Genomic DNA, 13,909 nt, shown 5'->3' with positions numbered 1-13,909 from the left:
ATGGGACAGTTGCTCTTAGCGACCATTTTTTCTTTGCTGCTATACAAGCGTTCTTTTTGCAAGATATTAAATAATTTTGAAAGATGAAATATTAAATCCTTTACTGATAACTCACCGTTCGCGTAATCCAAATAGGAAATAATTAATTCCCGAAAAGTACTTGAAAGTATTGCTATGTCTAGCTTTGATATTTTAAACTGGGGGATAAGTCTCTTGCATACCAACTTTCACAAAACATATTGTCAGGAATCTAGATTTGTTGAGAGCGATCGCAGTATTGATTGTCTAAGTCTCCAAAGTCTAGATATCCCAATGCTTAATGCGTTTCATTCATGTATGACAAAGCTTTTAGCCATTTGGCTCAATTCTTTATTTCCTGAATCGATTACGCGAACAGTGAGTGATAAGTCTCTTTACATATATACATATGTAAAGGAAGACTCATAAATTTTTTGTTAACTGTTAAAAATAGGAAAGATGGCTGTGATTTTGAAATCCTACCTATATTTAGAGTATGCGTTTATCTCAAAACACTACTCCAGCAGCCACAGAAACGGAAGTTTTGATTACAGAGGAACTAGCTGGTCGTCCAACAAGACAGGCAGACTTAGCTGATGAAAACCAAGCCCTCCACACACTATCCCAACACCTGAGTGATGAACCGCAATTACTACTCAAAACTCTAGTGCGGATTGGACTGGAATTATGTCAAGCTGATTCAGCCGGAATTAGCTTACTGGAAACACAATCCAATGGCGAATCTAGATTTCGCTGGGTAGCAATTGCAGGCGCATTGGAGTTTTTAGAACAAACCACGACTCCCGGTAATTTTAGTCCCTGTGGCACGACACTTTCTGCTAAACAAGTACAACTTTATACTTATCCAGAACGCTATTTTACTTACTTACATCATCCACTGTTCCCGATTGTTGAGGGATTGCTAATTCCGCTATACATCAATAATCAACCATTAGGCACTCTTTGGATTGTGTCCCATCAGGAAACACGACGCTTTGATGGTGAGGATCATCGGCTGATGAGCCGTTTAGCAGGTTTTAGTGCTTCTGCTCTGCAAAGTCTTAATTATTGGCATCAAAAGGCAGAGAATGCTGTACGTCAAGAGCAAGCAATTCGTGCAAAGCTCAATTACACTCAAGCTCAGTTTGAGGCACTGGTAGCAAATGTGCCTGGGATAGTATATCGTTACTCACCCTGCCCAGATCATCCTTATCGATTTACTTTTTTCAGTTCCGGCTGTTATGAACTATTGGAATTGGAGGCACAAACAATTGTTCAAGACGGCAATGCCTTTGTGCAATTAATTCATCCAGAAGATGTAGACTCGTTTAAATCTTCAGTCACTCATGCTGTAGAGAATTTTTTACCCTGGCGGTGGGAAGGACGGATTATTACTCCATCAGGTAAACTCAAATGGATTGTTGGTAGTTCCCGTGCCGTGCCAACGACAGAAGGCAACGCATGGGATGGGATACTGATAGATATTACAAATCATAAACTGGCAGAAGCAGAGTTACGCCAATCACGAGAAGAAGCCCAAGCCGCAAACCGAGTAAAAGATGAGTTTTTAGCGGTGCTTTCACATGAGTTACGCTCACCGCTAAATCCGATCTTAGGTTGGTCTAGTCTTCTTTTAAAACGCAAGCTCTCTGAAGCTAAGATAGAAGAAGGACTGGCAACTATTCACCGCAATGCTCAATTGCAATCAGAACTGATAGAAGATTTGTTGGATGTTTCACGCATTTTGCGAGGCAAACTTAACCTGAATTGCAGTCCGGTAGACCTTACAGCTACGATTATGGGGGCAATGGAAACGGTACAGCTGGCAGCCCAAGCCAAGTCAATCACTCTGCAAGCAGCACTTGAACCAAATATTGGTCAGGTTAGAGGTGATGCAACTCGTTTGCAACAGGTGATTTGGAATCTGCTCTCCAACGCCGTCAAATTTACCCCTCCGGGCGGACAGGTGAACATCCATTTAGAGCAGCTAGGCAATGTGGTTCAAATTACTGTTAGCGATACAGGCAAAGGTATTGCTCCTGACTTTCTAGCTTATATTTTTGACTACTTCCGCCAAGAAGATGGCTCCATCACTAGAAAGTTCGGTGGGCTAGGATTAGGTTTGGCGATCGCACGCCACTTAGTAGAACTGCATAGTGGCACAATCGAGGCGCAAAGTCCAGGTGTTGACCAAGGAGCTACTTTTATCATCCGATTACCATTAATGTCTCCCCAGCCGACAACAACTCAGGATAGTAAATTGTCTGATTTATCCATTGATTTGAGTGGTGTCAAAGTTTTAGTAGTGGATGATGAGCCTGATACTAGGGAATTGGTTGCGTTTGTGCTAGAGCAGCATGGAGCCAGCGTCACTGCCGCTTGTTCAGCACAAGAGGCACTAACCATACTTAACCAGTCTAATTTTGATGTTTTACTGAGTGATATTGGGATGCCTAATATTGATGGTTATATGTTGATACAGCAACTCAGAAATTTATGGCCGCAATATAGACAAATAAAAGCCATCGCTTTTACAGCTTATGCTGGTGAAATAAATCAGCAACAGGCACTAAAAGCTGGTTTTGATCGGCATATATTCAAACCAATCGAACCATTAACGTTAGCACAAGCCATTTCTGACTTGGTTCGCTCTACTTAGCCATTCGTCACATCAATAATATAGTCAGTCGCGCTAAATTTTTGGGCTAATACGTGGCATCAAGAGCGAATATTATTGATTCTACACGAAAATCACTCTAAGCCGTTGACCCCAGAACAGCTATCTCGGCTCAACCTCATTGTCTCGCACCGTTCTTGCTCGGTCGCACCAAGGGCGATCGCTGCATCAACTACGATGTCGTAAAACTTCCAATTGTTATTTGGTTGGAAGTATTTCTTAATCACCCATTTCTTGCCTTTGTTTCGGTGTTTTCGATATGCTCATTTAATGAGCATTCTGAACACTTTATGATCAACGTAAGAGAACGTCCTAGAACTGACCGCATTTCGGTAGAAATTTCTCCATCCTCTTAATATTGGGTTAGGGACTTCCAAAAAATAAAATATACAAATCATAAAAATGTATCCTGTCAGAAATGTTGAATGTTAAGAAAAGTTAGATAAAAATAGCCCAAAATATAGTATTTTTGGGCGAATGATTAAAAGATATTAGTTTAATTGTGATTATAAATTCATTTCCCAAAATTGTCAAAGACATCCTGAAAAATCTACCAAAAAACGATTATTCTATATTGAACAGTCGTCTATTCTTTAAGTGCTGGCTATCGTATGCCCTGGATAACAGTTTAACCAGTATGCGAGATTTATTTAAAAGATTAAATAACACAGGATTTGATTTAGATATTTCTACTTTTTCCAAAGCAAGTTCTCATCGCACACAAAAACCTTTTCAAGAAATCTATCAGAAATCAAGTGAACTATTACAGCACAAAAGTCATAAAAAACTACATGATAAATATGCTATTTGTCCCATCGATTCAACAATTATTACTCTGACAAGTAAGTTGTTATGGGTACTAGGTCATCATCAAGTAAAGCTGTTCAGTTCCTTAAATCTATCCACAGGAAGTCCATCAGATAATTTCATCAACTTTGGTAATGACCATGATTATAAATTTGGCTCAAAAATGATGTCTAATCTCTCGCTAAATTCTGTTGGTGGCAATAGATAGGGGTTTCGCTGGATTAAAATTTATCCAAGAATTAGTACAAGAAAATAAATATTTTGTGTTGCGGATAAAAAACAATTGGAAACTAGAATTTCAGAACTCAACTGGATTAGTCAAAGTCGGTACATCTGATGATGCTCAAGCTTATAGAGTCATTAATTTTTGTGATTTAGACACGAAAACTAAGTTTCGCTTAGTGACTAATTTACCAGCATCGGGAGATGCCGCAGTTAGTGATGACGAAATTAGGGATATTTATCGGTTACGTTGGGGAGTTGAATTGTTATGGAAGTTTTTAAAGATGCACTTAAAACTTGACAAATTAATTACTAAGAATGTCAATGGTATCACTATACAAATTTACATCAGTTTAATTGCATATTTGATTTTACAGCTTTTATCTATACCCAAACAATGGGGAGATATTCTATTAGATAAATTCCGTTATTTACAATCATGTATGTGTCAAAAAATTAGTTATGTTCATTGGCTTGAGGAGATTATGTTTTATTGACTATTTTAGGCTTTTTAGAGTTATTTTAACTAAATATATAAAGTTTTGTATCTACAATTCAACATTTCTGGTATCCTGTATATCTTGAAGAGCCTGGGTTCATTACTAATCCACTTGAATACACTTCCGGCCTGCTGCTGCTGCTGCTTGGGGGGTATAATACAGTCTTTGTTCACCAAATACCGCGCCATCAGCACTAACTAACCGAAACTGCCAGAAATATATCCCTGTGTTAAACACCACTAAAGTAAAGTTTTCAATACCAATAACAGAGTAAATTTTGATGAGAGACATGATGGTCTTTAATCTAGCTTTTTAAGATGTTATGTGATGAGCTGATTTATTTAGTTAAGAAAATTACAACATTTTTAACCAAGCAAAGTTAGTGATGATGAAATTAGGGATATTTATCGATTACGTTGGGGAGTTGAATTGTTATGGAAGTTTTTAAAGATGCACTTAAAACTTGACAAATTAATTACTAAGAATGTCAATGGTATCACTATACAAATTTACATCAGTTTAATTGCATATTTGATTTTACAGCTTTTATCTATACCCAAACAATGGGGAGATATTCTATTAGATAAACTCCGCTATTTACAATCTTGTATGTGTCAGAACATTTATGTTCATTGGTTTGAGGAGATTATGTTTTATTGACTATTTTAGGCTTTTTAGAGCTAGTGTAACTAGATATGTAAAGTTTTGTATTAAGATTCAACATTTCTGGATTTGATGTTTATGTTTAAAATCGCCGAAATGCATAACTTTTTTATTTTGAGTCATGCGCTCTGCCAGAATCTGCCAATAAACTTCTTCATAGCTATCTACCATTTTTTGTACGTTAAAACAATTCTCCACATGTTGACGACAAGCATGACGATCTAGTTCTGCCACTTTGTTAACGGCATTAACACATTCAGAAATACTATTACAAATAAAGCCAGTTTTTCCGTGAACAATTACTTCAGGAACTGAACCTAAATTCATGGCGATGACTGGTGTTCCTGCTGCCATTGATTCTGTCATTACCAAACCAAAGGGTTCTCGCCAAGTAATCGTAAATAAAGTTGCTACTGCACCCCCCATCAAAGCATTCTTTTGAACATGGTTAGCTTCACCCAAATACTGAATTTGCTGACCATCAATTAAGGGCTGAATTTCTCGCTCAAAATACTCTATATCAACGACATCCACCTTAGCTGCCATCTTTAAACGCCAACCAGCCTCTTTTGCAATCTGTATTGCTAAGTCTGTTCCTTTTTCTGGTGAAATTCTTCCCAAAAAAGCCAGATAAGGTGGTTCGTCCGGCTGAGGATGAAACTTATGACTACTGATATCAATGCCATTGTAGACAGTTGCTACATAATTCAACCCTAGCCTAGATTCACGTTGGGAATTGGAAATACTTACATAGGGCTGCTTTTTGGCATATTGAAACATCTTTTCGTTATCAGGGGTAAAGATACCATGTAATGTGGTAACTGTCGGTGTCTTTACTAAATTTGCATAGGGCAACGCACTCCAGCCCATATGTGAATGAATTATGTCAAAGGTTTGGGCTTGCTCATATACCAAAGCCAGTTCCAACATTTCATAGATGTTACACTCTTTGATGCTTGAATCTAGTCTCAAAGCATAAGGATGAACTGATTGCAGCTTTGCCAAAGTTATTGAATCTCCCGATGCAAATAGCGTTACTTCATGCCCTCGCCGAACTAATTCATCGGTCAATAAGCCCACGACTAATTCTGTTCCACCATAACCAAGAGGTGGAACTCTCTCCCAAAGAGGAGCAATTTGAGCAATCCGCATAGAAACTCCTAAAAACTTAAGACTAGAATTTCAAGAAAGTCTTTCTTTTAAAAAGGGTTTTACAGTGTGCGCTTGCCCTTGACCGCAGCTTCCGTAACACTACCCCTATATGTCTTTTAATTATCAAACTTGGGACAAATTGATTTTCCTAACTTTTCTATTGCTTAGAGTTATAGTTAAAAAAAAATTACTTATATTCTTTCAATAGTCTTAGGTTTCCAATAAATTGATACTTCAAAAGTAGTAATTGGCAGTTACCATATTTATATACAAAAATACTTAGTTAATTTACAAAACAGTTGCGTTTTCAGAAGCAGAAATGGTGTTAGCACAACGCCAGCAAGCCTTCTCCCAAAAAGCAGAACAGCGCGAACGCATCTAAATATTGGTGTTGCATAATAGAGGGATGAATTAAATTATTTTTAGCAGTAAGCTAAGACGGCGCTTTTTTGACAATCAAGCTGTTAAGTTATTTCTGCAATGTACTGCACTTAATCGCATGATTCAATTAAGCAAACCAGATAGCTACAAAGTGGAAAAATAATCATTAACTCTGCTAATAGTTGGTGTGTCTTTTTTCTGTTTCATGCAACAAAGCCTAAAAAAGGCATTGCACTCTAACCTCACCACCCCAGTTGCTCAATAATCTGCTCGCCAAGCTGCAAGACATTGAACGGCTTCAGGATCACTCCAGCAAATTCAGAGGGGTCAAATCCCAGCGAATCGTCTGACGGGTCTGTGGCGGTAAACAAGATAACCGGAATCGACTGCGTAGTCGGATTAGTTTTCAAAGATTGCAGCATAGTCAGTCTATATTGACCACACAGGCTCAGATCGAGCAAAATCACGTCTGGTTGCTGCGTTTCTGCCTGCATCAGTCCTGCCTGTGCAGACTCAGCTGTGAGGATTTTCCAGCTTTTGAGGCGTTCTAGCGTGAACTTGACAATGCTGCACAGGTCAGGTTCGTCGTCAATCACCAGGATGCATCGATTTGTATAAGAGGACATAATACCAATTCGTTATTCGTAATGAAGGGGCGTCAGATTTAATCTGGTTTCATGCGATCCAACTTCTCTCTAAATTGATTGATGGAAAATAACAAAGTACGTTCGCGTAGCATTGCCGCTAGCATCATTATTTGAATCAATCCCTTGAGAGCTAATTTGTAAACTAAAGTAAACTACTTGTCTAGTAAGGGTTTTAGGCATTTAAGTTAATAAAGCGCTTATTCGCTGAAACTCAGACCTAGTAATGAGTTAAGTACCCTTAAGATTTTCTTTACGAATCAGCTCTAAGGGATGAAGTATCAATTACTAATTAGGAATTTCCAAGAAATAAATTATCCAATTTATTCATAATTCTATTTTTCTTACTCCCCCTGCTCACGCCAGTTTGCTCAAGTCGGGAAACCCTTTCGGCAGTTCCTCCTGGGGGAAACCCCCAAGATCGGACTGCCGACGCTCCTGCGTCGCTACCGCTACGCTAACACCACAGCACTGGCTCCCCTGCTAACACAGTGATTGGTTATTTTTTTATTTGGAAGTCGCTTATTTTAAATCCCTACCAGGAATTGAAATTTAAAATTCGCTGAATCAAATCGGCTTCTACGATTGGTTTTAAGATATAGTCATCTGCCCCCGCTGCTAGGGCCCGGTACAGGGTATCAGCATCGGCATGAGCCGATAACAACAACACAGGTAGCCGACTCCAACGCGGATCGCTCTTGACTACCTGGCATAGTTCAATGCCGCTAAACCCCGGCATAGCAACATCCAGCAATAGCAGATCGGGAGTGGTGGCTTCCAAGTATTGCCAAAACTGGCTTGAATCTGCCAAGGTTGTGACCTGAAAGCCCCACGGTTGCAGTTGGGCTTCTAATATGGACAACAATGCCGGATCGTCATCCACAATCAGCAGTCTGGCATTGATAGTGTCAATCCGGTGGAGGAGTTGGCTGACGGCTTGAAACACTTCGGTAGGCGTGGCAGGCTTTTGCAAAAAGGCGTTGGCTCCTAAACGGGTGACTTCCACACGCTTGGTTAAATCGCCAAGTCCTGTCAGCACCAGCACAGGAATAGTGGAAAATTGGTGCTTCAACTGTGCCAGTAGGGTCAAGCCGCTTTCGGTGGTATTGGGAAAGGTAAGATCCAATATGATGGCATCGGGTGTGAGGTACTGAAGGCGTTGGCGGGCGAGGGTAAGGTCAGTGACGGTTTCCAGGTGAATGCTCCAGTTTGAAGCATTTGCCTGCATTCGCTCAATCAAGTCAGTATCATCATCAATCAACAAAACCACGCGATCGCTAGACTTCAGTACTGGAGTGGGCGCTGTTGTAGCAAAAGTAGGTAACTGCTGGATAACTTGCCTCAGTTGCCCAAGCAGCGATTTTAGTTGAACCGCTTCCTCTGATTGGACAGCAGCCGTTGGTGTTTTCAAGGTGCGTTCGATCTGGCGGGCAAGTTCTGCTGCTTGCGGCATACCAAATGCCCCCAAAGAGCCAATCAGCCGATGGGCGATGGTCTGGGCGAACTGCCGTCCGTCAGGGGTGAGACTATTAGTAGAGAGGTGGGCGATCGCCTCCTCCAGCTTTGCTAGTTGGCCCTGCAATCGCTCCTGAGAATCCTGCCACATCTGCTGAATTGCCGCCACTGCCTCCGCCTCTGCATCATATCGATTTGCATTCAGCAGGTAGGATGAGGAAAACGCAGAGATGGGGAGATGCGGTGAACCAGCACCTTGGACTGAGCCGCTTTGCGGTGAAGAAGTCGGAGTCTTGGATGTCGCATTCTCCACTTGGGGAGCCACCCCTGTAGGCGGGTTTCCCGACTTGAGGGGAGTGGCTCCATTTCCCGTCGAGTCCGTTAGCGCAGCGTTAGCGACGTTAGGAGCGTCACTTCCGAACCCAGAAGGCAAAGACTTGTGGCGACTGGTCGCCCCAAAGGGTAACGCGGAGAGCCTATCAAATATATTCCCCGTGTCCCCTTGTCCCCGTGTCTCCGTATCCCCACGTCCCCGCGTCTCCGTATCCCCGTGTCCTTGCTCCGACCCCTGCTCCCGCTCTTCTGGCACAGATTTCAGCCGATACCCCAGCCCATACAATGTTTCAATTGGATCGGAATTCAGCCCAGCCATCTGGAGTTTGCGCCGCAACCCGCGAATTTGAGTTGTTATAGCTTCTTCACCGGGACATTCATCAATCGAACAGATGCGATCGAGCAGAGTCCTTCGGTCAAAAATCCGCCGCGGATGTCGCAAAAATAGCTCCAGCAGTTTGTATTCTTTAGGCGTGAGATGTAAGCCTTTGCCTTGACACATGACTTCGCAATTATTCGGATCGAGCTGCAACTGACCCCAGCAGAGTACTTTGGTTAATACTGTGCTGCCTCGTCGCAGTAATGCCCGAATCCGAGCTAGCAGTTCTGATAGCTCATAGGGTTTGGTAATATAGTCATCTGCTCCTGCCTCAAAGCCTGCTATTCTATCTGCCGGATTAACCTTCCTTGTGAGCAGCAAAATAGGCTCTTGCTGATTCTGTGTCCTTAGTTGGCGACACAGACGAATTCCATTCTCATCGGGTAGCATGACATCTAGCACGATCAGGTCATACTCTGTTGCCTCAGCTAACTCTAGTGCCGATCGACTATCACTAGCGGTATCAACTGTAAACTGCTGTGCTACCAAAGAAGTGGTGAGAGCAGCCGCCGTATCTCGATCATTCTCAACGATAAGCAGTTTCATAAAACCTATTTTTCAGGCAATTGAGCCAAGTATTTCAAAGGCAACCCGAAGCAAGCAAGTTATGTTTTAGAGAATGGTTTTCAGTAATTTCTCTCGCGCAGTTTCATCTTTGAGACGGGCAAAGAATTCTCAAATTTACCTAATTAGGTAACAAGCATTTTAGTGAATAAAGCTTTACAAACCAAACTCTAGCTTCAATTGTGTAACCCAAGCTTTGATTCTTTCCTCTGTTAAATCGGATTGATTATCTTCATCAAGGGCAAGACCTACAAATTTACCATCACGAACAGCTTTAGACTCGCTGAATTCATAACCTTCTGTAGGCCAATAGCCAACTGTTTCAGCACCATTTTCTGAAATTTTTTCCTCTAGAATACCGAGTGCATCTTGAAATGTATCTGGATAACCAACCTGGTCTCCAGGACCAAAATAAGCAACTTTTTTGCCCGTGAAGTCAATGTTATCTAACTCATCATAAAAATCTTCCCAATCACTTTGCAATTCTCCAACATTCCAAGTAGGACAACCAAAAATGATATAGTCGTAGTTATTAAAATCACTTGGTTCAGCTTGTGAAACATCATTTAACGTTACAACGCTATCACCACCAAACTCCTTCTGAATTATTTCTGATTCAGTTTGGGTATTGCCTGTTTGAGTACCAAAAAATAAACCAATATTAGACATTTGTACTCCTTTTACAGCAGTGTGCTTGATGGCTGGTTAAATTGAAAGTAGGTGGCTTGAATGCTGACTAAAAAATATGTACTAAAAATTATTTCCTAACCAACGATTTTTGCCATCGTTAGCAACCTCCTTCAAAGATTAAGATAAAAAATTGAGAGTTTGGATTCAGGACAAGTTGAACAAATGCCAATCGCCAAATTAGTGATGAGTGAGGAGCAGGGGCTAGTAAGTCAAAAGGTAAAAGTAAAAAGAAAAGAATTAAGAATTAAGAATTAAATTTCAAGACTCCATCAGTTCTCTTTTGCCTTTTGCGCTTCGGGTGACGCTCCTAACGTCGCTAACGCCACTTGCTTTATGCAGGTGCTCCCGTCCACCGCAGTGGCTCACCTTTTTAGTTTTGACTTCATCTTGGGGAGTAGGAGAAGCAGAGGGAGCAAAGAGAAAGTTTTAGTAATTTTTACTACCTGAATAGCTCTGAATACACTTGTTTCTTTCTCTCTCTCCCACTCTCCGTGTCTTTTCTCCTGCCTTATGGTTTGAGTACAACTTTGATACAGTTTTCCTTCTTGTCTTTGAAAATTCCGTAACCTCGGGGTGCTTCATCTAACGGTAGACGATGGGTGATCACGAATGATGGATCGATCCTGCCATTTTGAATGTGATCGAGTAATGTGTTTAAGTACTTATGAACGTGCGTTTGTCCCATTTTGAATACTAAGGCTTTGTTCATGGCAGCACCCATAGGTATTTTGTCTACAACGCCGACATAAACACCAGGAATTGACACGTGACCGCCTTTGCGACAGTCCATCATCACTTGCCGCAGCACATGGGGGCGGTCTGTTTCCAGACGCACTGCTTGCTTGACTTCGTCGTATACTCCTTCTAGACCCGTGCCGTGTGCTTCCAACCCCACAGCATCAATACAAGCATCTGGGCCGCGTCCACCTGTCATTTCTTTGAGGGCTTCACTAACATTTACTTCCTCATAGTTAAGGATTTCTGCCTTGCCTTGATCTTTAGCCATCTGTAGGCGTTCGGGAATTCGATCGATAGCGATGACTCGTTCAGCACCAAGTAGATAAGCACTTCTTATTGTGAATTGTGCGACTGGGCCACACCCCCAGACTGCGACAATATCACCGGGCTGAATATTACAGTTATCTGCCGCCATATATCCGGTGGGGAAGATATCTGTTAGAAACACTACTTGTTCGTCTGTTAGTCCATCAGGAATCTTAAACAAACCAGTATCGGCAAAGGGAACACGGGCATATTCAGCTTGACCACCAGCGTAGCCACCTAGCATATGAGAGTAGCCAAAAATACCAGAGGGTGAATAACCCATGAATTTTTCTGCTAACCAAGCGTTTGGGTTAGAATTATCGCACAATGACCAGAAGTCATGTTGACAGTACCAGCAGTTACCACAGGCGATAGGGAATGGTACAACCACGCGATCGCCTATATTTAAATTTTTGACGGCACTGCCTATTTCAACGACTTCCCCCATCATTTCATGACCCAGGATATCGCCCTTTTCCATTGTGGGGACGTAGCCGTTATAAAGGTGTAAATCAGAACCGCAAATTGCTGTTGTCGTGATTTTAATAACAGCATCACGCGGATTAATGATTTTTGGATCGGGTACTGTTTCCACCCGTACATCGTTGGCACCGTTCCAGCAAACTGCTTTCATAGCCATTAGTCCTTTGTCGGTAGTTAGTGGTCAGTTGTCAGTGGTTATTTTCCTTGTCTCCTCTGCTCCTCTCAGTCCCCAACTCAAGGCTGTAACCTAACTTTTATGCAGTGCTCTTTTCTTTGGTTGAACAGCTCGAAGCCATGCTTGGCTTCTTTTAGGGGTAAGTGATGCGTGAACACAGCAGATGGATCGACTTCGCCCTTCAATACGCGATCGCCTTTTTTCAATTTCTTGACTTCATTGCCAATATCAACGATTTCTCCCATAAACTCGTGACCAATAATGTCACCCGGTTCCATCGTCGGGATGTAGCCATTGTAGATATGCAAGTCAGAACCGCAGATGGTTGCTGATGTAACTTTGAGGATGGCATCGCGGGGGTTAATTATTTTTGGGTCTGGCACTGTTTCCACCCGCACATCGTTAGTGCCGTACCAACAAACATTTCATAGCAATATTTATTAACCTCGCGGTTGACCTTCTGTTGTGGCAATCTCGCCTGCTTCCATCAGCATTCTGAAGCCGCGTAAATCTTCTTTAATTTGCAGTTCTGGGTCTTCGCCAAATAATTTAGCGATGTCTATGACGGGCTTCGCCAACGCAGCCCCAATTTCACCCGCAGGCGGGGTAAATTCTCGGACTGTTTTTACCTCAGTACCACGATTCCCAGGTGCTGGCTTGAAGTGGACGCGACCAGAGGTTTCAATTGCTGCGCCTTCAACCGAAGTCCAGGCAATCAATTCGTTTTCTCGGTCTTCGGTAATGACTACATCCCACTCAACGCTTTCATTTAAGAATCCTTTGCTAATCCAGTGCGATCGCTTTTCGTCGTGTACCCTCACCTGTTTGAGATGCTTGATGAAGCGTGGCAAGTTATCAAAGTTACGCCAAAAGCGATAAAGTTCCTCTACTGGTTTGTTAATGGTTAAAGTCTTTTCAACTTTGACCCGTTGGTTCATGACCGTACTCATGACCATTGCCTCTTGTGCTTGCTATATGTCTTTTAATTATCAAAGTTGGGACAAATTGATTTGTTCTAACTCTTCTATTGCTTAGAGTTATAGTTAAAAAAAAATTACTTATATTCTTTCAATAGTCTTAGGTTTTCAATAAATTGATACGACAAAAGTAGTAATTGGCAGTTCTTAAGGGGGAACGAAATACCCTGAAATGGATATAGGGCAATCAGTGTAGCAACTTATGGTAAAACAAAAATAGCATTCATTCGCAATAAGCTCTGTTTAATGATAATAGTACCTGAATTCTATGAAACACACCTCAAGCGAGAATTGGGACGCACCGAATATTTATTACTAAAACTCCTGATTAATTTATTACAATCTATTAAAACTGTCAGCATAGAATCATTGGCTACTGCTTTACCTTTGCCAATACTCTTTGAAAGTAGAAGGAAGAGAATTCAGCGATTTTTATCTTTAAACTACATCAATATTGAAGAAATTTGGTTTCCAATTATTAGGAGCTAGCTAGAAATAAATTTGGCTCTCCCAGGCTTGGGTTGATAAATTAACACTAAAAAATGGCTAAAACGATTGATATAACAAGGTTTGTCTAAAATAGAATCAAAGATTTAATAAAAATTTACTTTGTTCCTCTTGAATCCCAGACAATGTAAGGATTTAACCTGATATCAAGTATTAATTTTTTATAGCTAGTCTAGCAGAGCCATAAATTTTTCCTTCACCGAAGTTGTTTATGTGGTTATAGCTCGAACTAATTAGG

The 13,909-nt window shown here is 41.3% G+C and carries 10 protein-coding genes and 4 pseudogenes; 4 read left to right on the top strand and 10 right to left on the bottom strand.

All coding sequences use genetic code 11. The annotated features are described in order from the left end of the window. The first annotated feature begins 514 nt into the window (after nt 1-514). Entirely contained in the window at nt 515-2,677 is a 2,163-nt protein-coding gene (locus GSQ19_RS28365; protein ID WP_011316746.1) for a hybrid sensor histidine kinase/response regulator, read from the top strand. A gap of 92 nt (nt 2,678-2,769) precedes the next feature. On the opposite strand, the gene GSQ19_RS28360 is transcribed toward GSQ19_RS28365, so the two are convergent. After that, nucleotides 2,770-2,922 (bottom strand): hypothetical protein, encoded by a 153-nt coding sequence (locus GSQ19_RS28360; protein ID WP_153228379.1) that lies wholly within the window; start codon nt 2,920-2,922, stop codon nt 2,770-2,772. 36 nt (nt 2,923-2,958) lie between these two features. Next, complete coding sequence (locus GSQ19_RS30590) at nt 2,959-3,093, bottom strand: group II intron maturase-specific domain-containing protein (protein ID WP_083468830.1); 135 nt, start codon at nt 3,091-3,093, stop codon at nt 2,959-2,961. Between the two features lie 104 nt (nt 3,094-3,197). On the opposite strand from GSQ19_RS30590, the pseudogene GSQ19_RS28350 reads away from it, so the two are divergent. Then, a pseudogene (locus tag GSQ19_RS28350) lies at nt 3,198-4,221 on the top strand (IS4 family transposase). A gap of 105 nt (nt 4,222-4,326) precedes the next feature. Here the strand turns inward: GSQ19_RS28350 and GSQ19_RS28345 are convergent. After that, the gene (locus tag GSQ19_RS28345) at nt 4,327-4,515 is read right to left on the bottom strand and encodes a hypothetical protein (RefSeq protein WP_011316745.1); all 189 of its coding nucleotides are present in this window, start codon (nt 4,513-4,515) and stop codon (nt 4,327-4,329) included. Between the two features lie 87 nt (nt 4,516-4,602). Here GSQ19_RS28345 and GSQ19_RS28340 point away from each other — a divergent pair. Further along, nucleotides 4,603-4,884, top strand: a pseudogene (locus GSQ19_RS28340) (transposase); the annotation flags it as partial. 57 nt (nt 4,885-4,941) lie between these two features. Here GSQ19_RS28340 and GSQ19_RS28335 read toward each other — a convergent pair. The 7 genes and pseudogenes from GSQ19_RS28335 to GSQ19_RS28305 form a co-directional block, all read right to left on the bottom strand. After that, entirely contained in the window at nt 4,942-6,039 is a 1,098-nt protein-coding gene (locus GSQ19_RS28335) for a glycosyltransferase family 4 protein (RefSeq protein ID WP_011316743.1), read from the bottom strand. Between the two features lie 623 nt (nt 6,040-6,662). Continuing rightward, nucleotides 6,663-7,046 carry a response regulator gene (locus GSQ19_RS28330; RefSeq protein ID WP_011316742.1) on the bottom strand — a complete coding sequence of 128 codons (384 nt, stop codon included), beginning with the start codon at nt 7,044-7,046 and terminating at the stop codon, nt 6,663-6,665. A gap of 553 nt (nt 7,047-7,599) precedes the next feature. After that, nucleotides 7,600-9,777: a response regulator gene (locus GSQ19_RS28325; protein WP_011316741.1), complete on the bottom strand. Its 2,178-nt coding sequence runs from the start codon at nt 9,775-9,777 to the stop codon at nt 7,600-7,602. A gap of 174 nt (nt 9,778-9,951) precedes the next feature. Further along, entirely contained in the window at nt 9,952-10,464 is a 513-nt protein-coding gene (gene fldA / locus GSQ19_RS28320; protein WP_011316740.1) for a flavodoxin FldA, read from the bottom strand. Nucleotides 10,465-10,993: 529 nt separating this feature from the next. Continuing rightward, nucleotides 10,994-12,163 carry a zinc-dependent alcohol dehydrogenase gene (locus tag GSQ19_RS28315; protein ID WP_011316739.1) on the bottom strand — a complete coding sequence of 390 codons (1,170 nt, stop codon included), beginning with the start codon at nt 12,161-12,163 and terminating at the stop codon, nt 10,994-10,996. 206 nt (nt 12,164-12,369) lie between these two features. Then, nucleotides 12,370-12,585 (bottom strand): annotated as a pseudogene (locus GSQ19_RS28310) (alcohol dehydrogenase catalytic domain-containing protein); the annotation flags it as partial. Nucleotides 12,586-12,627: 42 nt separating this feature from the next. Then, a complete protein-coding gene (locus tag GSQ19_RS28305; protein ID WP_011316737.1) occupies nt 12,628-13,137 on the bottom strand; it encodes an SRPBCC family protein in 510 nt (169 codons plus the stop codon). Between the two features lie 279 nt (nt 13,138-13,416). On the opposite strand from GSQ19_RS28305, the pseudogene GSQ19_RS30195 reads away from it, so the two are divergent. Further along, a pseudogene (locus GSQ19_RS30195) lies at nt 13,417-13,650 on the top strand (IS4 family transposase); the annotation flags it as partial. Nucleotides 13,651-13,909 lie beyond the last annotated feature (259 nt).

It is taken from the genome of Trichormus variabilis 0441, from assembly GCF_009856605.1.
Classification (GTDB): Bacteria; Cyanobacteriota; Cyanobacteriia; order Cyanobacteriales; family Nostocaceae; genus Trichormus; species Trichormus variabilis.
Note: the sequence above shows the minus strand (reverse complement) of the source record. Positions and strands in the feature narration are given on the sequence as shown.